Here is a 22,895-nt window from a genome sequence, read left to right on the forward strand (position 1 = left end):
ATCCATCGTTCCGCGCGGCAGCCAGATCTCGTTGAGATGATGCAACGACTGCCCCTCTGCAGCTGCTGTCATAGCGGCGCGGAAGGCGCGGCTCCTGTTGCCCTCAAATCCAAGAATGCGCTCCACCACCGCGCATTTCCGATGTCTCAAGCCGTTTTCACGTTTCTGTTTTGCGGGTTCAAAAATGCAATCGCGCCTGTTACTCTCGAAATGTAAATATACGAAACATCCTGTTACAGAAGAAAGGGCCAGGAAATGTCTGAGAACCAAACCCTCTCGCAACGTTGGGAAAATTATCGTCCGTCGAAGACGCTGTGGTTCTGGAGCGCCGTCGGCGTCGCCGTAGCTACCATGATCATCGGCTTCACAGCAGGAGGCTGGACTACGGGTGGAAATGCCGCCCTCATGGCTGAACGTGCAGCACGCGACGCCCGTGCCGAATTGGTCGCGGCGGCCTGTGTCCAAAAATTCGCCGCCGATACAGATGCGGCGGCAAAGTTTGCCGCGTTGAAGGAAGCCTCATCCTGGGAGCGCGATGACTTCATCGAGGAAGGCGGATGGGCCTTGCTTACGGGCATGGAAAAGACTGTCCCTGGTGCACTCGACGCTTGCGCTGATCAGTTGCTCGCGATGGACAGCCTTCCGGTACGCGAGGTGCAGATGAGTCCAGCCGCTACGGACAGCTGAACTGTCTGTCATACCATCTAATCTGGCCTGAGGTGGCTACCTCGGCGTTGCTGGACCAGCAGACACAGCGATGATCAAGGACACTCGATCGTGCGGTCGTTGACGCTTGTGGCAATTGCGTGCGTTTTGCTGGTCCCAGCCAAAGCTCAGGAGCGGATGTCGATCCGTGTGGACGACGTCCAAAGAAGAACCTGCCCTTCCATGCAATGCGGTGTTGTTGGCCGGTTCTTCTTCGGCGAGTCGGTACCCGTTTATGAAAGCGTGAACGGATGGTCGCGGGTTTCCCGCTACTATTCGGCAGGATGCTACGAAGGGCGCTCAGCCTATATCCAACGCGGACCCAACGAGTGCACGGAAGCCAACTGCATCGTGCGCGGAGAGTTTGCCGAATGGATCAGGTCCGAGTTCCTGGCAGAGGACGCTGAGGGTTAGGGCGGAATATCACTTTCCCGCAGTCGCGCTGGACGGCGATTAGCAGGTGAACCAGCCGGTTCGACGCTCCTCAGGCGTTCTTGATTTATTTGCGAGAGCGGACCGGGCGAGCGGCAGTTCGCGCCGAAATGTTCTTCGCCACGGCGGCGCGAATGAGCGCCTTCAACGCCTCCTCGTCGATCTTGTCGCCCTCATAGAAATCGATGGCGCGGCGGGTGTTGCCTTCCAGGCTGGAGTTGAAGAGGCCCGAAGGGTCCTCCAACGAGGCGCCCTTGGCGAAGGTCAGCTTCACCTTGTCCTTGTATGTCTCGCCGGTGCAGATGATTCCGTCGTGCTCCCACACCGGAACCCCCAACATGTTCGACGGCTTTCTCCATTTCACCTCTTCGACCACTTCGGGGTCGGCCTGCTTTATGAGACCTCGGACCCGCGCAAGCGTCTCGCCCCGCCAATCGCCCAGCTCCTTGATTCTCGCATCTATCAGCTGAGAAGGAGAGGCTTCGCCGTTGACTTCAATCGGGCCGCTCATGCTGTTCTCCATGGTGGTGTCGCCTTCGTCGTGCATGTTGTCGGCGGCGACCTTCGCCGAATTATTGGACGCCCTTTTGGCCATTGTGTTCACTTCTACCTACAGTTTTGCAACCTGGTAAACCGCCCGTGAATGTTCGCGAGGCGCCGATACCGTTGAAGAAGTCGGCTGGTTGCAGCGAGTCGTGAAGGTCTCGATCTCGGACGAGCGAGGCTTTCGCCCCTCACGCCGGTTTCGGCGCCGCTATCGGGATTAGTTTCGCGAGCTTGCGGAGGTTCTGGGCGGCGGCTGCGAGGTGGAACTCGTCTCGGGCGCCATGCGGACCTCGCAGTCGCAGGCGGTCGAGCTTCAGGATCCGTTTCAGGTGAGCGAATAGCATCTCGACTATCTTTCGCTGCCGCCGGGAGGTGACGTAGGCATCCGTCGTGGCGATGTCGCGCGCCATGTTGCGTGCGCCCTCGTGGATCGACCGCAGGATCTTGCGGGCCGGCGCGTTCGGGCAGCATCGGGGTCTGAGGGCACAGGCGTCGCAGTCGAGCGCATCAGGCCGTTCTCGTCGACGAGAGGGCGCGGCATCCGGTAGACCTTCTGGCACTGACGCAACTCCTTTCCACCCGGGCAGGTGTAGAGATCGCGGCGGTGGTCGTAGGTGAAGTCGGTCCGTTCGAAGGTGCCGTCGCGGCGCTCGGACTGTCGAAGACCGGAGTGTGCGGCTCGATCCCGCGGTCATAAACGAGCCAGGCGAGGTTCTCGGCCGAGCCATAGGCGCCTTTAGCACCGTGGATGGACGATATCACCCGCCATCTCGCGGGGTGGGGAGGCGATGTGTGGGGCTTCTTCCGCGGCTAGGTGGCAGAGGAGCGGATCAAGGCGCATCTCATTGAGCTGGGTGAGGGTTGGCCGGAGCGTATCTACCGGGCAGAGCACCACCCCTATTTTCGCGGACAGTTCGGTTTTCTGCTGCGTTTCTGCGGGTTGGACCTTAATGATACGGACGCGCAGATAGCACGGCTCGACGCGGCCGCCGCGGGCGCCTGGCAGTCGGGGATTACTTGCTTCTCAACGGCCGGAACTATTCACTTCTTCTCACCGCTCAGGATGAGGCTGGAGCTGGAAGCGGCTCCTGCGTAATGCGGCAGAAGGCGAGTCTGAAGGCCAGGTGCTGAAGGAACTCTGGGACCGTCCCGGAGAGCCGGTCTCCTTCGAGGCGGAATCTCGCCGACATCCTCGAGTCGGAACCCGACATCGATCCTTGGCGGTCGCGGCGATCCTCACCACGCCTGCGGTCTATGGTTACGGTTTGTATAGGATGCTGCGCTTCTTGGACGAAGCGGGTATATCTCCCGAGAAAGTCGCAGATGACGGCAAGCATGCGGAGCTTTTCACCTATTGCTTACACGAGGATCTGAAGGGCGCGCCAGAGCCCCCTCTCGCTTACTATTAGCTATTACGAATCGACCACAACCGACGACCAGCCGGGCCTGTTCTTCTCGCGGCGTTTCGGCCGCAACGACGATATCGGCCGGGTCCACATGGAATATAAAGAACAAAAAAAGGAGGTGGCACAATCCAGCGGATACGAAAACGAATTGTCGGTAAGCAAGTCGATTTGGCAAAGTTTCAGGATGCGCTACCAACCGCGGCCCGTCACATTTGGAGCGTTACAACCTGAAGTCGAGGAGATTATCCCGTGGCATCAAATTCAACTCGACCTGATTGAAGCGTGAGGATTGACGAAGGGCGAGTCTAGGCAGCCGTGAACGTAAGGGGCGGTGGCCGGCGACCAAGCAAACCGGCGTTGCGTACATATAACGTACATAACCCATAACGTACATAACGCATTTCTCTGCAACGTACGCATTCGGCTAAGTATTTGAAAAGACTGGCTCCCCGGGCCTCCGCCATGCCAATTATGAAGTTATTATTTTTCAATTAGTTGGTATGTATCTGTGCTGCAATTTGTACAGCAAAATGTGCAGCAAAATTTCTGCATTTATCCACCAATCCGAAAAGAGAAGCGCCGCTCCGGAGGACGACCGGAGCGGCGCTGGATCGCAGCATTGCATTGGACAACTTGTCAATAAGGGGCTTCCCAAATGACCGCTCATGCCTACCAAAATTCTACTGCAAACACAACGCATTTGCATCTTCGGACGCTCGCCGATTTGAACGATGAACGGCAGTGGGTAGCGTGGCGGACGGAGCTTCGCGAGGGAAAGTCGACGAAGGTTCCCTATAGCCCCGCGACCGGCCGCCGGGCGAAGTCCGACGACCCGTCCACATGGGCGACCCGCGCGGCCGCCATGCGCTACGCGCCCAAGATCAAGGGCGGCGTCGGCGTCATGCTGGGCGACCTTGGCGAAGGCTTCCACCTTTGCGGCGTGGACCTAGACACCTGTCTCGACGGCGACGCGCTGGCGGGCTGGGCCGAAGATGTCGTGAGCGTTTTCCGCACCTATGCCGAGATCAGCCCCAGCCGGAAGGGCGTGAAGTTGTTCTTCCTTGTCCGCGCCTCCGATCGGCAGGCCATGGGGCCGAAGCATCGCATCGCCTTCACCAAGGGCGAGCACTGCGAAATGGCGCTTGATCTTGGCGGCCGCTATTACGCCGTCACGGGCGAGCCGCTGGACGATCTTGTCGGCGTCCAGCGGCTCCGCATTGTCACGCTCGACGATCTTCGCTGGCTGGTCCACACGGCCGGGCCTGCCTTCCAAGGCAAGCCGCGCGACGAGTCGGATAGCGGCTTCCTCTACCGTCTCGCTCGCAAGATCAAATTGAGCGGCGGCACGAAGGCTGACTTCATTGCCGCTATCGAGGAAGACGACCGCGCGGCCGCCCATGTCGCCAAGAAAGGCGAACGGGCGATTGATCGGGCTTGGGCACACGCGCCGTCGCCGCGCGACCGGTTCGACGATGACGTGATGGCGGATATCGACGATCTTGTCGGCACACCTTCGGCCGATCCGATAACGACGCGGGTCAATGAGCGGTTCGCGCTCGCTCGCCATGCCGGGCGCACGCTGGTCGTCGAGTTCAAGCGTGACAACTTCCACCTAGGCCGAGTCGAAGACCTGCACACGCTCTTCGCCAATGACCGCGTGCCAACGCCCGACGGGAAGCGGATGGAACCGGCGTCGCACCATTGGCTTCGCGACCCGCGCCGCCGTGAGTATTCGGAAATCGTCTTCGATCCGACCCGCAACGCCCCGCGCACGGCGCTCAACCTATGGACCGGCTGGGCCGTCGAGCCGGACCCGGACGCCTCTTGCGACTTGATACTCGCCCATATCCGCGACGTGCTCGCCAACGGCGACCGCACCCATGCCCGCTACATCGTCGGATGGCTGGCGGACTTGGTGCAGAACCCCGGCCGCAAGCCGGGCGTGGCGCTGGTCTTCAAGGGCGGCAAGGGCGCGGGCAAGGACACGCTTGCGGTCATTCTCCGGCGCATCGTCGGCAAACGCCACGTGGCTCATGTCACGCGTTCTGACGCTCTTACACAGCGCTTCAACGCACCGTTCGCCACGGCACTATTGGTTCACGTCGAAGATTCGTTTTGGTCGGGAGCGCAGGATAAGAAGGGGACGCTGCAAGCGCTGATCACTTCGGAGACGATGCCCATCGAAAAGAAGGGCGTGGACACGGTTGAAGTCGACTCCTTCCTTCGAATGTTCATGACGACAAACGAGTCTTGGGCCGTGCCCGCGACCCACGACGAACGCCGCTATGCCGTCTTTGACGTGAGCGATTCCCGCATGGAGGACAAGGCATACTTCAACGCGCTCTATTCCGAGATTGAGGGCGACGGCCCGGCGGGATTCCTCGCCCATTTGCTCGACGTGGATCTGTCCGACTTCAACGTCCGGGACGTGCCGCAAACGGAAGCCCTTCGCGACCAGAAGCTCAACACGCTTCGCGGCGTCGAACGCTGGTGGTTCGAGTTCCTGCACAATGGCGATGTTGGCGAGTTCGAGGATTGGGAAGAGACGGTGACGGTGGAGCGCGACGACATCCGGGGCCGATATGAATCCTTCGTCCGGGAAAACCGTCACCAAGGCGACGCGGTGAACTCGACGCAATTCGGAATCGAGTTGCACAAGATGCTGCCCGGCTTGGGCGAGTCCCGCCCGCGCGTCGATGGGAAACCGGGGCCGCGCCTGTATGTGATTCCGCCGCTGGCGGAATGCCGCAAGGCATTTGGCGATTGGCTGGGCGCGCCCGTCGATTGGGGGGAAGGCGAATGATCCAACTGATCCAGCTTCAGAAATGCGACGGTCGATCCAGTTGGATCGGAAAAGCTGAATGGAATCCGTCAGTAAAATTCGGTGATCCAACTGATCCAACTGATCCAACTGGTTTTGAGGTTTGTAAGCAGGCGAGCGCATGGCTTGGCCGTCGTAGAGTCGCCAGTGCGTTCCCTAACCGAAATTCGTCGGAATCAGCGGGATCAGCCGGATCAGTTGGATCAGCTAATAAAGTCAATGGTTTGCGCCCGCTGGGCAGTTGGATCGGGCGAAGGATCATTTGGATCACCGCCATACTGGGGGGAGTCGGGTCCTTCCCGGCTGGCGGCCGTCGCGGGTGGCGCAGACCCCGCCATTTCAGTCTGTGAGGAAAAATAGGAAATGGAATCCACGATTTTAGCGGACATCGAAGAACTGGTCGGCACTGTCCGTAAGCAACCTGCCGATTCGCTGGTCACGGCCGAAGAGCTTGCGGAATGGCTGGGCCTGTCCCGACGCCGCATTGATGAACTGACCATTGCGGGCGTGCTCACCCGCGCCGCCCGCGCCCGCTACGCGCTCCGGGCGTCGATCCTCGCCTATTGCGCCGACCAGCGGTCCAAGACTTCCGGCCGGGGCCGTGCCGATCCCGCCTACACGGCGGCGAAGACCCGCGCGGCGCAAGCCCAAGCGGAGAAACTGGAAACCGCGAACGCCGTCGCCCGCAGTGAGCTTATCCCGGCGGTGGAAGTCGAGCGCGAATGGTCCGCCATCCTCCGGCACGTCCGCGCCGCCATGCTCGCCCTGCCGTCCAGAATCCAGCAACGGCTTGGACACCTGACCGCGCACGACATGACGTCCATCGATCGCGAAATCCGCGACGCCCTAGCGGAGATCGCCCGTGACTGAAGCTCTAATCGAAAGCCGCCGCCGCGCGCTCCGGGCGCTGGTCCCGCCCCCGCGCCTTCGCCTGTCGGAATGGATCGAAACGCACATGCGCCTGCCGGAAGGCGTATCGGCGCTGCCCGGCCGCGTGAGCCTGTGGCCGTATCAGCGGGAAATCGCCGACGCCATTTCGGACCCGGAGCTAGAGCGCGTGACGCTGGTCAAACCGGTGCGCGTCGGCTTCACCACACTGTTGACCGGCGCGCTCGCGTCCTATGTCGCCAACGAACCAAGCCCGATTTTATGCCTTTTGCCGACGGAAGCGGACTGCCGCGATTACGTCGTGAGCGACCTTGAACCGATCTTCGAGGCGACGCCCGCGCTCCGGGGCCTGCTATCGGCCGACGCCGACGAGACCGGCAGAAATACGTTGTTGAGCCGCCGCTTCGCTGGCGGCTCGCTGAAGATTGTTGCCGCGAAGTCGCCCCGGAACCTTCGCCGACACAATGCCCGCGTGCTGTTGATCGACGAAGCCGACGCCATGGAGCCCGGCGCGGAAGGTTCGCCGGTCACGCTTGCCGAGCGGCGCACGCTGTCCTTCGCAAACCGCAAGATCATCGTGGGCAGCACGCCGACCATCGAAGAGACATCGAACGTGCTCCGGTCCTACGCCCGGTCGGATCGGCGCGTCTTCGAAGTGCCGTGCCCGGAGTGCGGCCACTGTCACGAAATCACCTGGGCCGATATACAGTGGCCGGAAGGCGAGCCGGAGCGGGCGCACTACGTTTGCCCGGAATGCGGTTCCGTCGTGGAAGAGCGGCACAAGGTGGCCATGGTCGAAAACGGCCGCTGGCGAGCGACCGCGCCGCATGTGCGCGGCCATGCCGGATTCCGCCTCAACGCCCTCGTCTCGACGCTGGCGAACGCCTCATGGGGCAAGTTGGCGGCCGAGTTCGTCGAGGCGAAGAAGAGCCCGGACACGCTTCAGGTCTTCGTCAACACGATCCTCGCCCAAGGCTGGCGCGAAGCGGCCGAAGAGATTGACGAAGCCGCGCTTGCCGCCCGTGCGGAGCCGTTCGGACTTGCCGCCATTCCGCCGGACGTGCTGGTCATCACGGCGGGCGTGGACGTGCAACGCGACCGGCTGGAAATCGTCTTCCTTGGCTGGTCTCGCGATGACGTTTACGTGCTGGGCCAAAGCGTCATCTATGGCGACCCGGCGGGCGATGACGTGTGGTCGGAACTCGACGACGCGCTTCGCACCATTTGGAAGCACCCGAAAGGCGGAATCCTGCGCGTGGACGCGGCCGGAGTGGACGCCGGGGACGGAGAGACTATGGACCGCGTTATCGCCTTCACACGGGCTCGTATGGCGAGGCGTATATACGCTTTGAAGGGCGCGACCGGGAATCGCCCTGCAATCCGGGCCAGCGACACGAAAGGGACGAAGCTTTTCATCGTCGGCGTGGACGGCCTGAAGGGGCAGCTTGCCAGCCGTTTGACGCGCGGCCGCACCGTCCGCTTCAGCGGCCACTTGGAAGCCCGCTTTTATGAAGAACTGGCGTCGGAACGCCTGATCATGCGTTATGTGCGCGGCGCGCCCGTCCGCCTATGGGAGCGCATTCCCGGCCGCCGGGCCGAGTCGCTCGATTGCGTCATCTACGGCATGGCCGTGCGAGGGTTGGTCACGGCCAATCTGGACCGGCGCGAAGAGGAAGTTGCCAACGCCACCATGCCCAAACCCCGCCCAACCGTGATAAGGTCTGCGTGGCTCAACAGGGCAGTCATCTGATTCGAAGCATGAATGGTGATACGAGGCGGGGCAAACCATTGGATTATGGATTTGAAGAACGTCCAAATACAGCAATAACGGACAAAGCAAAGGTTCAATTGGATCGCATCAAAGGATCAGAGTATTCTGTTCTTATCGGAAGAAATAATTGTGGAAAGTCATTTCTTCTAAAAACTCTTACTGAGCAAATCGGGCAAGAGGCAGCTTACATTGGGCCAGCTAGGTATACAAATTTCCACGCACTGAATTTTTACACGCCAAATAGGAACAAGAAGTCTCAATGGTGGCAACAATTTCAGCAATGGCGGCGGCAAAATCACAACATCGATAACTCGCCAATAAATCTACAGCAATCAATTGCGGCATTTGATGATGATACGCGAGACAAATTCTTCTCTATTATGAAAAGATTGTTAGGCGCAGAAATTAAGATTATGAAAGCTGATCCTTTAAACGAGATGTCACAAAGATATCTAAGTTGCGGAGGTCACAATCTTTCTTATACCAGCTCTGGCGTGCGCCTAATTGCGTCGATTCTGACCTGTCTGTTGGATAAGGAATATAAAACGATCCCTAATCGATGAGCCAGAATTGGGAATCAGCCCGGAAGCGCAAGGGATACTCGCCGACTTCTTGTTCGATTTGGAGAGCAGGAAAGCATACTTCTCACATATAAAAACGTTGGTGATGGCCACCCATTCAACAATATTTCTCGATAGGCGAAGAATAAATAATAATTATGTTGTTTCCAAGAACGGAGACCTAATCGATATTGATTCCGTCGCCACGCAGCAGGAATTCAACAGAATTCATTTCTTTCTTCTTGGTAATCGGTTTGAGACTCTGTATCTACCGAGTATCATTGTTGTTGTGGAGGGGAAATGCGAGGACATTTTTATAAGGAGAGCTTTAGAATTAGAGTTTCCGGACACCATGTTCAGTGTGGTGCATGCGGGGGACGATAGCCGTGTTAAGCAAATGATATACGTGGCATCCAGCTTTTTCGCCGATCTGCAAAAGAGCCCCTATCGTGACCGAATTTTTCCGGTTCTGGATTCAGTTCATTCCCGGGGATTAGTCGAAGAAATCAAGAGGATGGGCATCCCACGCGAAAACATTGTGGTGTGGTCCATGAATGGAATTGAGCACTATTATCCCACTAGCATAATTGATGGCATATATGGAGCCGGCGGCGCACTCAAAATTACTGATGATGTTGTTGAGAGAAATGGCATCAGCTACAAAAAGGCGGACTTAGCGGAAAAAGTAGCGTCGAGGCTCACAAAAGGTGTTTCATATCCCGACGAATTTAAAGCCAGGTTCCTAGACAAAATACGCGACGCTGTTGGCGCGTAACTGATCACGGCGATCACTAGAAGCCGCTCCAACCCTCGCCGAGTGTTGCCTTGCTCGCCCGATACCACGCGAGATCGGCGGGCAGGTCATATTGGGCGCAAAAGTCCCTATAACGCCGTTCCCATTGCCGTCGCAACTGCCGCGAAAGTCCTTCCGGCGGCTTGGTGAAGTCCGGCAGGTCTTCCGGCGCGACCGGGACGACCCGGCCGTCCGGCATCACGTCGAGCGCGAAAACTCTGTGCATCGTTGAACCTTTGCAAAAAGACCGGGGCCGCCGCCCGCTCCGGCCAATCAAGGGAACCTGACAGGGGGACAATTCCCGTCGGGGAGGCTGGAATCTACCCGAGACTTCCCCGCAAGGTCAATTAGCAACTTTTGGTAGCTTATTGATATTATTGAAGTTTTTGGCATCATGAAACCCGAGACCACGCTGGAATCGGAGCCCCGAAATGATCGAAGAAAACACCCACGCGCTCTTTGCGAAGCCAATCCTGCGCAACCCCGGTCACTTCATGACCATCATGGACGTTGCGGACACGATCGCCGAACCGGGCGAGGATCGGGCAAAGCTTCACGCCAGCCTTCGGCAGTTCGCTTCGCAAAGCTATTTGTGGGCACCGTATCGCGAGACAGGATCACGCGGCGCGTACCTTTATACCCCGGCCACCTGCATCGTGTGCGCTCTCCTGCTTCGGCTGATCGAAATGGGCATTCGGGATAAGAGCGCGTGTCTTGTCGTCGCTAACTGCCTCTATGAGTGGAACGCGGCGGCCTTCGACGGGGACGTTCCGCGCTTCACCCCCGGCGCACTGGTGATCCGCAAGTTTACGGAAGGCGACCGCGACTGGACGCTCGAATTGTGGACGCTCCGGCACGACAATTTCAAGGTCGTCCACGCTGCCCGCCTCTACAAACCGGCCGCCGGGCGCGGTTTCGACCTTGGTTATGACCTTTCGAAATTCTCGCAACGGGCGGTCCTAGCCATCGATCTTGGCGACGTGCTCGACCGGATGCACTCGCGCGGCAAGGTGAACTGACCATGCCCGTCCGGTTGCCCAATCCCTTCAATCTCTTCCGCCGCACGACACGGCCGCAGCATATCCGCCGGTTCGACGGCGCGGCGGGCGGCTGTCGCGGCTGGGGCATGGGCACCTTCGGCCGGATCAATCCCGAAGTGGCGGCCGCCGGGGCGAGCCTTCGCGGCCGTGCCCGTTATCTCGCCAACAACAACCCGTGGATTGCAAACGCCGTCGCCAACTGGACCGGCGCGCTGGTCGGCGCTGGCATCATGCCGACTTCCCAGCATCCCGACGCGGCCGCACGGAAGACGCTGGCGACGCTCTTCAATACTTGGGCGGAAGAGGCAGACGCCGACGGCCGCACGACCTTTTGGGGCTCGCAGGCGGACGTGGCGCGCGGTCTTGTCGCGGACGGGGAAGCCTTCGTCCAGTTCCTCGATTCCGACGGTCTTCGCGTCCGGCTGATCCCGCCGGAACTGATCGACGAGTCCATGACGCGCGAACTTGGCAACGGCGGCGTGATCGTGCAGGGCGTGGAGTTCGACGCCGATGGCCGCCGCGTTGCCTATCACGCCCTGCCGTCACGCCCCCACGATCAGTTCGCTACCTATGCGCCGCCCGTGCGGATCGACGCATCCGAAATCCTGCACGTAATGAAGCCGCTGGCGGCCGGGCAGGTCCGGGGCGTGCCGTGGCTTGCGCCGGTCATCCTGCCCGCGAGTGAGCTAGACCAGCTGCTCGACGCCCTTCTTGTCGGCGTGAAGGTCGCGGCCATGCACGCCGGCTTCCTGATCGACCAGAATGGCGCGGCGGGCGAGCCGTTCGACGGCACGGGCGAGGGCGGCGTCTTGGAAGCCGGACTTGAGCCCGGCACGTTGCGCCGCCTGCCGACGGGCATGGACATCAAGTTTTCGACGCCCCACCAGACGGCGGAAGTGGCCGCCTTCCTTCGACTCAACCTTCAGCAACTTGCCGCCGGGCTGGGCCTGCCGACGCATTTCGTGGACGGCGACTTGACCGGCGCGAACTATTCGAGCCTTCGGGCCGGTCTTTTGCCGTTCCGCCAGCGCGTTGAGCAAATCCAATACGGCACCTTCGTTCCGCAATTCCTCGCCCCCGTGTGGCGGCGCGTGATCACTTATGCGGCGCTGTCCGGCGAACTCGACGCGGGCGAGTTCGGCCGCGAATGGCTGGCCGTCGAGTGGTTGCCGCCCAAGCCGCTTCAGGTCGATCCGCTGAAGGACACGCAAGCGACCGTTGCCGAAATCGAGGCTGGGCTTACCAGCCGTCGCAAGGCCGTCGCCGAACGCGGCTGGTCTATCGAACAACTGGACGAAGAGATTGCCGCCGACACGCGGCCGATGACGAAGGAGTCCGCCGATGCCGGGAGTTAGGAAGCTCGTTCCCGCCCGCCGCCGGAAATATGACGACGTGTTTCCCGAATGCGTCCGCCACGGCCGGTTGCCGCTGGAATCGCAAGACGTGATGACCCGCCGCGCGGTCATCTCGCCCGAGTCGTTCGACGAAGCGGCGTTGACCGTTGAAGCGACCATCTCGACGTTTTCCGATGTCCAGCGCCGCGACCAGCGCGGGGCGTATGTCGAGCGGCTGGACCCGGCAGGGGCTGGACACGTCGCGGCTGGTCGGCGCGCCCGTTCTGGACGGGCACCGGCAGGCCAGTGCCCGCGACACCATCGGCGTCGTGACCGCCTTCCGCACGGCAGGCAACGCGCTGATTGCCACCATTCGTTTGCTTCAGTCCGACGACGTGAAGCCCATCGTCGAGCGCATCCGGCAAGGCGTCATTCGTGGCGTCTCTGTCGGCTACCGCGTCCAACGCTGGGCCGACTCCCTCGAAAACAAGGTCCGCGTCCGCACGGCGGCGGCGTGGTCGATCTTTGAAGTTTCCGCCGTGCCGGTCCCGGCCGATCCGGGCGCAACCTTTCGGAGTGAGAACATGCCCGAAGACATCATTGAGAACGAAGACGTTCGTACGGGAGACACTCCGGCCGAGACCCGTGCGCAAATTCGCCAGATTGCCCGCGCGGCGGGCATGACGACGGAACAGGCGGACGACATGATCGACCGCGACCTGTCCGCCACGGAAGCCCGTGCGGAAGCGTTCGAGGCGATGCAGGCGCGGACCCGCAACACGCCCCGGATTCGCGTGGTGAGCCCGTCCAGCGAAGACCCGGCCGTGATCCGCACGCGGCGCGAAGAGGCGCTATACGCCCGCGTGAGCGGCACCGCCCCGACCGACGAAGCCCGCCCCTTCATGAGCGACTCGCTTCGCGACCACGCCCGCGCGCTGGTCGAAGCGGCGGGCATCTCGACGCGCGGCATGGACGCCGACGCGCTCTTCCGGGCGGCGATGCACACGACCAGCGACTTCCCCCAGCTTCTCACGGGCGTCGGCACTCGTACGCTTACGGAGAGCTATCAGGCGGCCGCGTCGCCGATCAAGACGGCGCTCGCCCGGCAGACGACCCTTGCGGACTTTCGCCCGGCGTCCAAGCTGAAGCTGTCCGACATCGGCCTTCTCCAGAAGGTGAGCGAGTCGGGCGAGATCACGCACACGTCGCGGGGCGAGGCGGCCGAGTCCTACTCGCTCGACACCTATGCGACGCAGTTCGCCATTTCCCGAAAGGCGCTGATCAATGACGACCTTGGCGCGTTCCGCGATTGGGGCGCGACGGCGGGCCGGATGGCAGCGGAGACGGAAGCGAACCTTCTGGTCACTCTGCTTCTGTCCAATCCCGCCATGGGCGAGGACGACGAAGACCTGTTTTCGGCCGCTCACGGCAACCTTGCGGGCACCGGGGCGGCCGTGGACGTGACGACCCTTAGCGCCGCCCGGCTCGCCATGCGCGGCATGAAGGCGCTGGACGGCAAGACGCCGATCAACGCGACGCCCCGCTTCCTTGTCGTCGGGCCGGAGCTTGAAACGGCGGCCGAACAGGTCTTGGCGACGATCTACGCCACGACCTTCAGCGACGCGAACCCCTTCACCGGCAAGCTGTCGCTTCTGGTCGAACCCCGGATCACCGACGAGTCCTGGTATGTTTTTGCCGATCCGGCCGTCCTGCCCGTGCTCGAATATGCCTACCTGTCCAGCGCCCAAGGTCCGCAGATGGCGAGCCGCGAAGGCTGGGACGTGCTGGGCATGGAGTTCCGAGTCGTGCTCGACTTCGGCGCTGGCGCGGTCGATTGGCGCGGCGCTTACCTCAATCCGGGCGCGTAACCATGGCCGCGTCGCTTGCCGACATGATCGCTTGGCGGGACGCGCTGTTTCAGGCGCGTCTCAACGGGGCACGCGAGTTCCGCGACCAAAACGGGGAAACCGTCATCTACAAGTCCGACGCCGAAATGGCGCGGGCGCTCGCGGCCGCCGACGCGGCGATTGCGGCAGCGCAGGCCAAACCCGCCAACACCATCCTCTTCAAGACTTCAAAAGGAATCTGACCAATGAAAAATTTTGTGCAGAAGGGCGAGAATCTGACCGTCACCGCGCCCTACGCCGTGTCGAGCGGCGACGGCGTGCTGAAGGGCAGCATCTTCGGCGTGGCCGCTGGCGACGCCGAGTCGGGCGCTGAAGTGGATCTTGTGACCGTCGGCGTCTTCAAGCTGCCCAAGGTCTCGACGGATGTTATGGCCGTCGGCGATGTCGTCTATTGGGATGACACGGCGAAGCTGGTCACGACCACGGCGACCGACAACACCATGATCGGGGTTTCTGTCGCCACGGCTGGCAACCCGTCCGGCACGACCGACGTGCGCCTCAACGGGGCGTTCTGACCATCCGCAGGCGAGCGTGATCCTGACCGCTCCGCTCGCCGCGATCTTCAACGGGACCACGCCCATTGAGGGCGTTCCATGGACAAGGACGAATTGGTCCGCTTGCGGGCGGCCGTGGCGAAACTCGTCACCGACAATCCGATTTATGTGCCGGTATTCGATCGGCTGGACAAAGAAGTCGAAGCGCTGGCGTCGTCGGACCCGGTTGCGCGAGCGCGGCTGGTGGTCGCCAGTCAGAGAGCTATTGCCTGAAGGATGTCCCGCTTGTGCTCCAACGTCGCGCCGTTTCCATACCGTTCCCGGTCAAGCTGGTGGCCGAAGATGTCGCGGCGGATTCGCTCGTCCACTCCGGCGGCAAGCATCCGGTCTTCGAACGAGTGCCGCAGGCTGTAGAGAGAATGGTCGGGCGATTCCAAAAGCCCGTGCTCCCGCATGAACTTGTTCACCGTGTCCGACACCTTGTCCTTGAAGCGATAGGTCGGGAAGCCCTTGGGGCACTCCCGGAAGGCGTCGAGGCTGACGCCCGTCAGCGGAATGACGCGCTGGGAAGCATCGTTCTTCAACTGTCGTCCTTCGGGCTCAATCGAGATGTGCGGAACGTCGTGGTCAAGGCGAATGTGTTCCGGCATCAGCCCCGCCGCCTCGCTGGGCCGATAGCCCGTGTTGACCATGCCGAGCACGATGCACCGGGCTTCAGTGTTGAGCGCGCCGAGCGCGCCCAACGCGAGCAACTTGGTCTTGATCCACTCTTCGGAGAAGGGCGGGCGCACGCGCTTCTTGTTTTCCTTGAAGGCGAGATCGCCCAAGGGCAGGACCAGCCCCAGCCGCTTCATTTTGTTGACCGTCTTCAGCACATTGGAAATGTGGATCAGGTCTTTGTTGGCGGCGTTCGGCGTGAGCCCTTGCGACTCCAGCCGCTCAACCCACCACTGCCGGAAGTCGAGCATGTCGTCGGGCGTGATCGCGCCAATGTCCTTGTTGCCGACAACCTTCACGAAATTGGCGATTGCCCGTTTGCGCGGATTCTTCCATCGGCGAAGCTGGTCTTCGCTTTTCCCAAGCGTGCGGTCCTTCGCCAACGTCCAGTAGAGTTCAAGCGCCCGCTCGACGGTGATCGACGGTTCCTTCGCGCCGCCAAGAATGGCCGCCGCCTCAATCCGATCCGGCTCGCCGTCGGGCTTCACAACCGCCCGGACCCGATCAAGGAACTCTTCGCGGGGCAGCTTGGCGACACGATCGGCCGTGAGATAGCGAAAGCCCCGGACGCGGGCGAGTTCCCGCGCCGCCTCGAAGCGGCGTTCGGCGTCGTCACCGTCGCCCGCAAGCCGGGCTTCCCATGCCTCCTCCATGTGCGCCCAAGCCGTCGGGGCTTTCTGGCAGGCGACCGATTCGGAATCCGTGTGCAGGCTGATCCACACGACCTTGCGGGGCTCGATCGTCTCGAAGCGTTTCGGCACGCGCCTGATCAGGTGGAAGGCCTTGTTGCGGCGCTGGATGTTCATGGCGTGATCCCCCTCGCGACGTGCGGTTTCACGACCATGCTTGAAGCGCCGATGTATAGCAATATGTGCAGCAGAATGTGCAGCAAAATCAGCGAAACCGCTCCCGTCTCACGGATGAAAATCGCTATTAATACAATGTTTTCAGCGTATTATGCGAGAGGCGGCAGGAAGAAAATTGGCTCCCCGGGCCGGATTCGAACCAGCGACCAACCGGTTAACAGCCGGTTGCTCTACCACTGAGCTACCGGGGAACAGAGGCTCGCGTGAACGAGGGTGCCTATAGCAAACCAATTTCGGCTTTGCAAAGCGGCATTCGCTATTTTTCGCGCGAATTTTGGCGCAATCTCTGTGGCATTGGAGCGCAAGGGCCATCATATGATGCGGGGGCGCGATCGCGGCTCCGTCCGTCATGCAAATGGCATAGCGCCGATCGGGAGAGCCGAAATCAGCAGCCGTCACCACATTCCCCGCCGCAGGATACCGCTTTTCGGGCGCGAGCTGGCGATGCCGCAATCGCGCAGACTGCGCATTGCAATCGGCATGCTGCTGGTGATTCTCGGCATTCTGGGGTTCCTGCCGGTGCTCGGCTTCTGGATGATGCCCCTCGGCGTCCTCATACTGTCCTACGAATTCGCGACGGTGCGACGGTTTCGCCGGCGCAGCGTCGTCTGGTGGGAACGCCGCAAGCGGCCGCCTGGCGAATAGGGCCCGTTTGCGGGAATGGCGGACGCCGGATGCTCGTGCCGGCCGTTTTTTTAATCAGCAAAGGCGCTTGTCGCTCCGAATACCCTCTGTTAACAGAGCCAACCGTAGAACGCCGGCAGCGGCGAGGCCTCGTGGCGGAGTGGTTACGCAGAGGACTGCAAATCCTTGCACCCCGGTTCGATTCCGGGCGAGGCCTCCAACCTGCCACACCTTGGCAGTCAAGCCGTTGTTCTACTTAGATTTTTTCTCAGCAGTAGGCGTCTGGAACTCCACCCCCGTCTCAGGGTGTGGCAGCATGTTCCCGATTTCGCCCCAATCGATGCGGGCGACTGCCTGTCTGGCTAGCTTCGCCTGCTGCTTCTGGCGGGTATAGATCTTGGACGTCTTGCCGTCCTTCCAGCCGAAGAAACCGTCGAGCATGGAATCGGTCGCCTCGGCCTCCGACAGCGCGGTGGCGAGGCCCTTGCGCACCGAATGTGCCGAGCAGTGAGGTAGGCCCGCCTGATCGAACCAGGCCGAAATGCGCTGGCCGAGCCCCTTCACAGAATAGGGATCGCCGTATTCGGTCATGAGATAGTTCATGCCTTTGACCGGATGCCAGGCGAGCACCGCTTCAAGCACCGGATGGATCGGAAGCACCAGCGTCACCGGCGCGCGGTTGCGGTTCTTGAACAGGCGCAGAGTGAACTGGTCGCCGCGGCGGTGCTGCGGGCCGAGCACGGCGACGTCGGAAACGCGGATCCCGGTGTACATCAACAGTACTAGCGCCAGTACCGCCTTGGAGCGCACGCCGTGGTGGCGGATATATTGCTCGATCTCGTGGTCCCGTAGCGTGTGGTGGCCGTCCGTGACCTGCCTGAAGGGCAAGACGAGACGGGCGAGGTTCTGCGCGACGATGCGCTCCGGCTTGCCGTCCTTGCCCGGCCGGGTTGTCTCGAATACCTGGCGCAGGATCTTCAGGCGCTCGTCTGCGGCGAATGGCGTGTCCTTCTTACGGTCGCGCAGCACCTCGAGGTTGGCGACGTCGACCGCGGCGATCGGCATCGAGGCGAAGATACGGCTGTCGCCCGGCTTCACCGGTTCGAGCAGCATCGATTCGATAATCTGGCGGCGCTTCACCTGCGTTGTTTCGTCGAGCGTCTTGTAGGGCTGCGAGGCGAGATAGGCGACGCATAGGGCGCGGAAGGTTCCGGCCTTAGGCGGTCCAAGTAGGTTCTCCGGTTCGGCCGGCGGCTTCTCGCCCTTGTCGAGCTTGCGGCGCTCGACCCAGTAGGCTTTCGAAAATTCTTCGCTGTCGGGATCGTTGGGCAGGCGGGCGAGGCGGACGCCGTCGACGCGGAAATAGTAGCGCATGCGGCCATGCCGCGACCGGTTCTTCTCGATGAAGGGCAGGTCAATCGTGGCCACTTCGTCCCGATCCTGCCGGAGGGTCACGCCTGCGCCCTCCATTCGTCGGGTGCGCCGGCCGTCTCCGGCTCAACGCCGTCAATAGGCCATTCCGACATCGCCGCGTCAATCTCGGCGATGCGCCAGAACATGCGCTTGTGCCAGCGTCGGGGAGGCGGCAGGCTGCCGTCGGCCACCATGGCGTCGACGGTGTTGGGGCTGACGCCGAGCGCCAGTGCCACCTCGGCCCGGTTGAGGCCGAGCCGCGGCACGTTGGGCTGACCGATTGATTTCACGGGCGGACTTCCTCGCAAACCGGTTTGTTCGCCAGTTCGAGCAGCACGTCGGCGTGGCATGGCTCGCCAGGCTTGCACCAGCAAGCGAGATTCTTGCCGCGCAGTTTGAATTGAATCTCTGGTTCACGGCCCTGACGTAGCAACTTGGAGAGATATCGCTCGACTGCCGTGTCCGGATCCGTCGTGCCACCGGTCCGAGCGTCGACCATGCCGACGCGATAGGGATTGCCCCACCTCGTCGGTCTGGCGACGTTCACCGCATCGAGGCCGTTGATCTCACGCGAATGCGCCTGCAGATCGAAGCCGCGACGGCGGGACAAGCGAAGGCGGACAGGGCTGGTCACGGCTTCGCCTCCTTGGCGGGAGAGGCGGGGAGCGGGATGATGCGAACAAGGACGACTCGTCCGGGCCACTGGCGTTCAAGCCATTCCCGATCAGTTTTGGGAGGGTACATGACGGCCTTTTCAAGCGAAAACGGTTCGTCCTTAAAATGCCGGCTCAGAACCGCCCATGCCTCAACTGGTTTTAGATCAACATCCTTGTTCATTTGCCTTGTTCCCCGTCACTGGCCGCTTCCTCCAGCGCATCGTTCCTGGCTGTGGAGAGGGCGGCGATGGCTTCGTCAATGGTCGCGGCTTGGTTGTAACCGTAGTCGCCAACGAAGAAAGTCTTAATGGCTTCCAACCGCGCTATCAGTTCCTTGCTCATGGCTTGCCCTCCTTGGCGGGAGAGGCGGGACGTTTCGTCCACGTCCTTTCGATGAACGTTAGAAGTTCATGCGCGTCTTCCACAGACCACGGCTCACGGAACAGAGCTTCGCAGACGGCATCTTTGTGTTTCGCCTCAGACCAGTCGCCCCGGCTTCGATCCCATCCCGCCCAATCGGAAAGTCCATCCGCCACCGCATTAGCGAGGGGAAGTGCGGCGTAGAGGGGGCGAACTTCATGCCCCTGCTCTTGATAATGTGGAATGTCCTCCACGTGGACCAGCAGCCACCCATCGAAAGGATGATTGCGCTGCCAAGCCACCACCTCCCCAGCGACTGCCGGGGGAGAGGCGAGGGCGGCGAGGATGCGGCGCTCGTAATCGGCTTGGGCTGCGGCCTTGGCTTCCGGTAGGGCCGCCCCTACACCCAGCCGAGCGGCATACCTAAACCACTCGTATCCGGCTCCCGTCAGTTGAATGGCATAGGCGCCAGCAGAAGACTGCGCGCGCCATATGTCGCTGCTTCCTCGCCCGATGCCCTGATGGAAACTCCACTCAAGCGGCTTCACGACAGGGTTGCTCATTGGCTCAATCCTTTCCGAAAGTGATGCCAGTCCCAAAACCAGTTAGCCAAGCGACTATAATGGCGGCCACAAGCGGCCAATCGACAGGTTCGAGGCTCATTGGCTCACATCCTTGCTTTCGAGGAACTGGCGGGCGATCTGCTTGATGTAAGCGGGGTCGTTCGCTATCTGGTGGGCCATTCCGCTAAGTTTGTTGCCCGCTGCTTCGGCGTCATTTCGCATAGCCGTTAGTGGGTCCGCGATCTGCTTCAGCACCTTCCCCGCCTCGGCCAGTTTGCGCTCGGCTGCTTCGGCGCGGGCTTCGACCCGCTGGAGAGCAGGCAACCTGTCAACGGGCAAATCGGGCCGGTCGCGAAGAACAGCGTTCCGAGCTACCATCTCGTCGTGATTGGCCTTCCAGTGATCCCGCTCTGCCGCGTTCGCCCTGACCAATGCGATGAGGGCGACGATGGCGTCGGCGGCTTTCAGCATTACTTCTGCGCCATCCGGTAGAAACGGGCTCGGCGGGTTATTCCAACGCGTGTACGTGTCCTGCAACCGCTCCGGCAGCCCGCGTTCCATTTCCGCCAGCCATTCCGGCTCGCCTGATGAGGGGGTGAGGGTGGCGGCTGCTTCAAGGGCACGACGGTTCCATGCGGCGTAGCATTGCTTTATGGGCGTCACCGGGTCGATGTTGTTTTCAGGGAAGGGCACGCTTGGCCCTTGCGCGCCGCAGAAGCACCACACCGAAATGCGGTCTCGCGAAGCGCCTTGAGCCACGTTCCTGCTCCCGCAAAACGGGCAGGGCTTCAGCGCCTGTTCTTCGGTCGGCATGCTAATGCTCCTCCTCAGCCTTCGGGCAATCGGCTTCGAAGCCGAAGAAGGGATGGTCGACCAGGTCGCAGGCAACGGCCATGCCGCAGGCCTGACACTCTTCGACATGCTCAGTCAGCGTCTGGCCGCAGCGCGTCTCGCCGCCCTTGCAGGCGCGGGTTTCGTCGGGACCGGTCAAAGCAGCCTCCCTTGCTGTGGTGATACCGGCTCGCTGGCCGCGCCGAAGCCGCGCGCCCTGTTGGCCGCGATCTGGTCGAGTATCTTCTGATTGCCGCGCAGCTTGGCGACGTGTTCGCTCGGCCCATACTTGTCCGTCTCGATCGCGCCGGCTTCGACGGCCAGTGCTCGCTTTGACTGAGCTATGTCGAAATGCACCCACGAAGCCTTGGGCGGCTGCTGGAGCCATTTCCGATTGACGCCAATGCGATCTGCCATGGCAAGCAGCTCGTCGAGCGTATCGGCCCACATGTGGCACATGATCAGCCGGCCGAAAGGGCGACGGGCATTGTCGACATAGACAGCCATCAGCGTGGCACCTCGCCGGTTTCGACCATGACCGGTGGGTGAGCCGTGCCTAGAACACGCAGGATGATCGGTGCGCCGGCATTGATCGCCTCGATCTCCTTCGGCGTGGGAAACCATGCGGTTTCCATGGCAGGCGTTCCTTCACCGCCGACGGTGCAGTTGATAACGACATCGCGCAGCGGAAGGCCGATATAGCCTTGCGACTTGCCGAGGATCCGGGTGGCGCCCTGAATATGTCCGATCTGCATTACGCCCAGCCCTCCAGATCGTCCGCGTCGTCAAGAACGGCGTCGATCATCTTCTCGTCGACAACGGTCTCGACGATCAGCCGCGCCAGCCTGTTCGGATGCATATTGCGGCGCGCGGCGTGCGGGCCAAGCATGTCGAGCACGTCCATCGGAAAGAGGACGGTGCGGCACAGCTCCTCGACCGGACGCGGCTTACGTGGCCGGCCGGCCGAGTGCTCCAGCGCGGTAACTGTGCTTTCATTGATGCCGATCCGCTGCGCGATCTCGCGCGTCGACAGTCGCTGCGCTCGCAGCGCGAGCACGGCATCGGTTCTGCTTGGATAGCCGAGAGTTGCCTTTCGCGCGCCCATCATGCCCACCCTTCCAGAAATTTGCAGATGGCGGCATAGGCTTGGCCGCGCTCGTCCGTGTCGTCAGCCCAACCTTCGATCTCGGCGGCCATCTTGGCCGCGTCGAGCAGCTGCTCAGTGTTCCGTCTTCATGACACCGCGCCCCAGCTGTAGCCGGCTGCGAAGGCGCAAACACCGAGCAGGATTATAGAACCGATCAGGATCTTCTCGACGGTGCCGTAGATCGAGCTTTCGGGTTCCCTGTAGGAGACCGGGACGTGGTCAAGCGGCGGACCTTCCTCGCGGCGCGGCCGTGGTTCGGCAATCTCAACATCCGCAGCGCGCTCGCGGTGGAAGTTGCAGAGGCGATCGAGCGGGCTCATTGCAGCACCGCAAAGCCGGACGCCATGACAGTGAACATGACGATGATCGCGAATATGAGCGAGGTGAGGCTGTCGCCGTGGCGCTCGACTGGCTCAGCAGCTCGAGCGTATTTGCTGGCGAAGGTTCCGAGGTGCATTGCTCTCTCCTCGTGAATGACACGGCGGAGAGTGCATCACATTCACATAACGGTCAAGCTGGAATGTGAATGACATGAACCTAACAGGCGGAACAAAGGAATCGCCCGGCGTTAATCATTGTTTAACCGATACGCCGCCCGGCTGTGGATAACTTAATCGCCTGGCGCCTGTCCCTTGGCCAGGATCGAGCCAACTTTTACGAGCAATTCGCCCAACTCTCGCCGGTCGTCGTCGCTCACCGACGCAATGGGTCGTAAGAGTTCGGCGAGATGTGAAGCGGGATCAGGAGCGAAGGACTGCTCCAAGCGCGCCACAATTTCCGCGTTCATGCTGCGCCCCGCATCGGCTCGTGCGTGCGCCAGTTTCACCTTCAAGGGCTTCGGCAATCGCAAATTGTGGCGGAGATCGTCGGTGTTCGGCATTCCGAGTTTATGGCCCAACGGGCGTTAAGCCGGAATGGAGCAAAAGTGGTAGAAATGTGCCATAGGTGTGCCATTATGAGGCGAGGGCATGAATGTGCAATTGACTCACCGGCTAGGAAGAATGTTCCATAGCTTCGGCAA

The 22,895-nt window shown here is 61.4% G+C and carries 31 protein-coding genes, 2 tRNA genes and 1 pseudogene; 15 read left to right on the forward strand and 19 right to left on the reverse strand.

The window, feature by feature from the left end; all coding sequences use genetic code 11:
* Window positions 1-255: 255 nt before the first annotated feature.
* Window positions 256-687 (forward strand): hypothetical protein, encoded by a 432-nt coding sequence (locus ABVK50_RS11810; protein ID WP_353641383.1) that lies wholly within the window; start codon window positions 256-258, stop codon window positions 685-687.
* A 517-nt stretch (window positions 688-1,204) separates the two neighbouring features.
* Here ABVK50_RS11810 and ABVK50_RS11815 read toward each other — a convergent pair.
* Both ABVK50_RS11815 and ABVK50_RS11820 read right to left on the reverse strand, forming a co-directional pair.
* Complete coding sequence (locus tag ABVK50_RS11815; RefSeq protein WP_353645956.1) at window positions 1,205-1,660, reverse strand: DUF1801 domain-containing protein; 456 nt, start codon at window positions 1,658-1,660, stop codon at window positions 1,205-1,207.
* A 211-nt stretch (window positions 1,661-1,871) separates the two neighbouring features.
* A pseudogene (locus ABVK50_RS11820) lies at window positions 1,872-2,415 on the reverse strand (transposase); the annotation flags it as partial.
* A 765-nt stretch (window positions 2,416-3,180) separates the two neighbouring features.
* On the opposite strand from ABVK50_RS11820, the gene ABVK50_RS11825 reads away from it, so the two are divergent.
* From ABVK50_RS11825 to ABVK50_RS11850, 6 genes are all read left to right on the forward strand, one after another.
* Window positions 3,181-3,375, forward strand: coding sequence for a hypothetical protein (locus ABVK50_RS11825; RefSeq protein ID WP_353641382.1), 195 nt, complete (start codon window positions 3,181-3,183; stop codon window positions 3,373-3,375).
* Window positions 3,376-3,813: 438 nt separating this feature from the next.
* Window positions 3,814-5,892 carry a DUF5906 domain-containing protein gene (locus ABVK50_RS11830; protein ID WP_353647031.1) on the forward strand — a complete coding sequence of 693 codons (2,079 nt, stop codon included), beginning with the start codon at window positions 3,814-3,816 and terminating at the stop codon, window positions 5,890-5,892.
* A gap of 381 nt (window positions 5,893-6,273) precedes the next feature.
* Window positions 6,274-6,780 (forward strand): hypothetical protein, encoded by a 507-nt coding sequence (locus ABVK50_RS11835; RefSeq protein ID WP_353641380.1) that lies wholly within the window; start codon window positions 6,274-6,276, stop codon window positions 6,778-6,780.
* Window positions 6,773-8,548 carry a phage terminase large subunit family protein gene (locus ABVK50_RS11840; RefSeq protein ID WP_353641379.1) on the forward strand — a complete coding sequence of 592 codons (1,776 nt, stop codon included), beginning with the start codon at window positions 6,773-6,775 and terminating at the stop codon, window positions 8,546-8,548. Before ABVK50_RS11835 ends, ABVK50_RS11840 begins: the two co-directional genes overlap by 8 nt.
* Before the next feature lie 8 nt (window positions 8,549-8,556).
* The gene (locus ABVK50_RS11845) at window positions 8,557-9,132 is read left to right on the forward strand and encodes a hypothetical protein (protein WP_353641378.1); all 576 of its coding nucleotides are present in this window, start codon (window positions 8,557-8,559) and stop codon (window positions 9,130-9,132) included.
* A 7-nt stretch (window positions 9,133-9,139) separates the two neighbouring features.
* Window positions 9,140-9,904, forward strand: coding sequence for a hypothetical protein (locus ABVK50_RS11850; protein WP_353641377.1), 765 nt, complete (start codon window positions 9,140-9,142; stop codon window positions 9,902-9,904).
* Window positions 9,905-9,920: 16 nt separating this feature from the next.
* Here ABVK50_RS11850 and ABVK50_RS11855 read toward each other — a convergent pair whose 3' ends face one another.
* On the reverse strand, window positions 9,921-10,148 hold the full coding sequence (locus tag ABVK50_RS11855) for a hypothetical protein (RefSeq protein ID WP_353641376.1): 228 nt from the start codon (window positions 10,146-10,148) through the stop codon (window positions 9,921-9,923).
* Between the two features lie 205 nt (window positions 10,149-10,353).
* On the opposite strand from ABVK50_RS11855, the gene ABVK50_RS11860 reads away from it, so the two are divergent.
* The 6 genes from ABVK50_RS11860 (at window position 10,354) to ABVK50_RS11885 (ending at window position 14,970) form a co-directional block, all read left to right on the forward strand.
* A complete protein-coding gene (locus ABVK50_RS11860) occupies window positions 10,354-10,941 on the forward strand; it encodes a hypothetical protein (protein ID WP_353641375.1) in 588 nt (195 codons plus the stop codon).
* 2 nt (window positions 10,942-10,943) lie between these two features.
* A complete protein-coding gene (locus tag ABVK50_RS11865; RefSeq protein WP_353641374.1) occupies window positions 10,944-12,317 on the forward strand; it encodes a phage portal protein in 1,374 nt (457 codons plus the stop codon).
* 173 nt (window positions 12,318-12,490) lie between these two features.
* On the forward strand, window positions 12,491-14,164 hold the full coding sequence (locus tag ABVK50_RS11870) for a prohead protease/major capsid protein fusion protein (protein WP_353641373.1): 1,674 nt from the start codon (window positions 12,491-12,493) through the stop codon (window positions 14,162-14,164).
* A 2-nt stretch (window positions 14,165-14,166) separates the two neighbouring features.
* Complete coding sequence (locus tag ABVK50_RS11875; RefSeq protein ID WP_353641372.1) at window positions 14,167-14,385, forward strand: hypothetical protein; 219 nt, start codon at window positions 14,167-14,169, stop codon at window positions 14,383-14,385.
* Between the two features lie 3 nt (window positions 14,386-14,388).
* Window positions 14,389-14,718, forward strand: a complete 330-nt coding sequence (locus tag ABVK50_RS11880; protein WP_353641371.1) for a DUF2190 family protein — start codon at window positions 14,389-14,391, stop codon at window positions 14,716-14,718.
* Window positions 14,719-14,796: 78 nt separating this feature from the next.
* Entirely contained in the window at window positions 14,797-14,970 is a 174-nt protein-coding gene (locus tag ABVK50_RS11885) for a hypothetical protein (RefSeq protein WP_353641370.1), read from the forward strand.
* On the opposite strand, the gene ABVK50_RS11890 is transcribed toward ABVK50_RS11885, so the two are convergent.
* The gene (locus ABVK50_RS11890; RefSeq protein WP_353641369.1) at window positions 14,952-16,220 is read right to left on the reverse strand and encodes a tyrosine-type recombinase/integrase; all 1,269 of its coding nucleotides are present in this window, start codon (window positions 16,218-16,220) and stop codon (window positions 14,952-14,954) included. The genes ABVK50_RS11885 and ABVK50_RS11890 overlap by 19 nt on opposite strands.
* A 176-nt stretch (window positions 16,221-16,396) precedes the next feature.
* Window positions 16,397-16,471: transfer RNA gene (locus ABVK50_RS11895), tRNA-Asn, on the reverse strand.
* Between the two features lie 178 nt (window positions 16,472-16,649).
* Here ABVK50_RS11895 and ABVK50_RS11900 point away from each other — a divergent pair.
* Both ABVK50_RS11900 and ABVK50_RS11905 read left to right on the forward strand, forming a co-directional pair.
* A complete protein-coding gene (locus ABVK50_RS11900; RefSeq protein WP_353645955.1) occupies window positions 16,650-16,925 on the forward strand; it encodes a PGPGW domain-containing protein in 276 nt (91 codons plus the stop codon).
* 125 nt (window positions 16,926-17,050) lie between these two features.
* Window positions 17,051-17,124, forward strand: a tRNA-Cys gene (locus tag ABVK50_RS11905).
* Window positions 17,125-17,156: 32 nt separating this feature from the next.
* Here ABVK50_RS11905 and ABVK50_RS11910 read toward each other — a convergent pair.
* From ABVK50_RS11910 to ABVK50_RS11975, 14 genes are all read right to left on the reverse strand, one after another.
* The gene (locus tag ABVK50_RS11910) at window positions 17,157-18,359 is read right to left on the reverse strand and encodes a tyrosine-type recombinase/integrase (protein ID WP_353641368.1); all 1,203 of its coding nucleotides are present in this window, start codon (window positions 18,357-18,359) and stop codon (window positions 17,157-17,159) included.
* Complete coding sequence (locus ABVK50_RS11915; RefSeq protein WP_353641367.1) at window positions 18,356-18,607, reverse strand: hypothetical protein; 252 nt, start codon at window positions 18,605-18,607, stop codon at window positions 18,356-18,358. The genes ABVK50_RS11910 and ABVK50_RS11915 overlap by 4 nt, the downstream gene beginning before the upstream one ends.
* The gene (locus ABVK50_RS11920) at window positions 18,604-18,951 is read right to left on the reverse strand and encodes a DUF4326 domain-containing protein (protein WP_353641366.1); all 348 of its coding nucleotides are present in this window, start codon (window positions 18,949-18,951) and stop codon (window positions 18,604-18,606) included. The genes ABVK50_RS11915 and ABVK50_RS11920 overlap by 4 nt, the downstream gene beginning before the upstream one ends.
* Complete coding sequence (locus tag ABVK50_RS11925; RefSeq protein WP_353641365.1) at window positions 18,948-19,154, reverse strand: hypothetical protein; 207 nt, start codon at window positions 19,152-19,154, stop codon at window positions 18,948-18,950. Before ABVK50_RS11925 ends, ABVK50_RS11920 begins: the two co-directional genes overlap by 4 nt.
* Window positions 19,151-19,315 carry a hypothetical protein gene (locus ABVK50_RS11930; RefSeq protein WP_353641364.1) on the reverse strand — a complete coding sequence of 55 codons (165 nt, stop codon included), beginning with the start codon at window positions 19,313-19,315 and terminating at the stop codon, window positions 19,151-19,153. Before ABVK50_RS11930 ends, ABVK50_RS11925 begins: the two co-directional genes overlap by 4 nt.
* Window positions 19,312-19,896 (reverse strand): hypothetical protein, encoded by a 585-nt coding sequence (locus ABVK50_RS11935; protein WP_353641363.1) that lies wholly within the window; start codon window positions 19,894-19,896, stop codon window positions 19,312-19,314. Before ABVK50_RS11935 ends, ABVK50_RS11930 begins: the two co-directional genes overlap by 4 nt.
* A gap of 96 nt (window positions 19,897-19,992) precedes the next feature.
* Complete coding sequence (locus ABVK50_RS11940) at window positions 19,993-20,709, reverse strand: Lar family restriction alleviation protein (RefSeq protein WP_353641362.1); 717 nt, start codon at window positions 20,707-20,709, stop codon at window positions 19,993-19,995.
* A 1-nt stretch (window position 20,710) separates the two neighbouring features.
* Entirely contained in the window at window positions 20,711-20,887 is a 177-nt protein-coding gene (locus ABVK50_RS11945; protein ID WP_353641361.1) for a hypothetical protein, read from the reverse strand.
* Window positions 20,884-21,234 (reverse strand): DUF4031 domain-containing protein, encoded by a 351-nt coding sequence (locus ABVK50_RS11950; protein WP_353641360.1) that lies wholly within the window; start codon window positions 21,232-21,234, stop codon window positions 20,884-20,886. Before ABVK50_RS11950 ends, ABVK50_RS11945 begins: the two co-directional genes overlap by 4 nt.
* Window positions 21,234-21,482, reverse strand: coding sequence for a hypothetical protein (locus ABVK50_RS11955; protein ID WP_353641359.1), 249 nt, complete (start codon window positions 21,480-21,482; stop codon window positions 21,234-21,236). The genes ABVK50_RS11950 and ABVK50_RS11955 overlap by 1 nt, the downstream gene beginning before the upstream one ends.
* On the reverse strand, window positions 21,482-21,835 hold the full coding sequence (locus ABVK50_RS11960) for a hypothetical protein (protein WP_353641358.1): 354 nt from the start codon (window positions 21,833-21,835) through the stop codon (window positions 21,482-21,484). The genes ABVK50_RS11955 and ABVK50_RS11960 overlap by 1 nt, the downstream gene beginning before the upstream one ends.
* Before the next feature lie 125 nt (window positions 21,836-21,960).
* Window positions 21,961-22,194 (reverse strand): hypothetical protein, encoded by a 234-nt coding sequence (locus ABVK50_RS11965; RefSeq protein ID WP_353641357.1) that lies wholly within the window; start codon window positions 22,192-22,194, stop codon window positions 21,961-21,963.
* Window positions 22,191-22,331, reverse strand: a complete 141-nt coding sequence (locus ABVK50_RS11970) for a hypothetical protein (RefSeq protein ID WP_353641356.1) — start codon at window positions 22,329-22,331, stop codon at window positions 22,191-22,193. Before ABVK50_RS11970 ends, ABVK50_RS11965 begins: the two co-directional genes overlap by 4 nt.
* A gap of 153 nt (window positions 22,332-22,484) precedes the next feature.
* Window positions 22,485-22,754, reverse strand: coding sequence for an Arc family DNA-binding protein (locus ABVK50_RS11975; RefSeq protein ID WP_353641355.1), 270 nt, complete (start codon window positions 22,752-22,754; stop codon window positions 22,485-22,487).
* Between the last annotated feature and the right edge of the window lie 141 nt (window positions 22,755-22,895).

Origin of the sequence: Mesorhizobium sp. WSM2240 (assembly GCF_040438645.1) — a bacterium.
Classification (GTDB): Bacteria; Pseudomonadota; Alphaproteobacteria; order Rhizobiales; family Rhizobiaceae; genus Allomesorhizobium.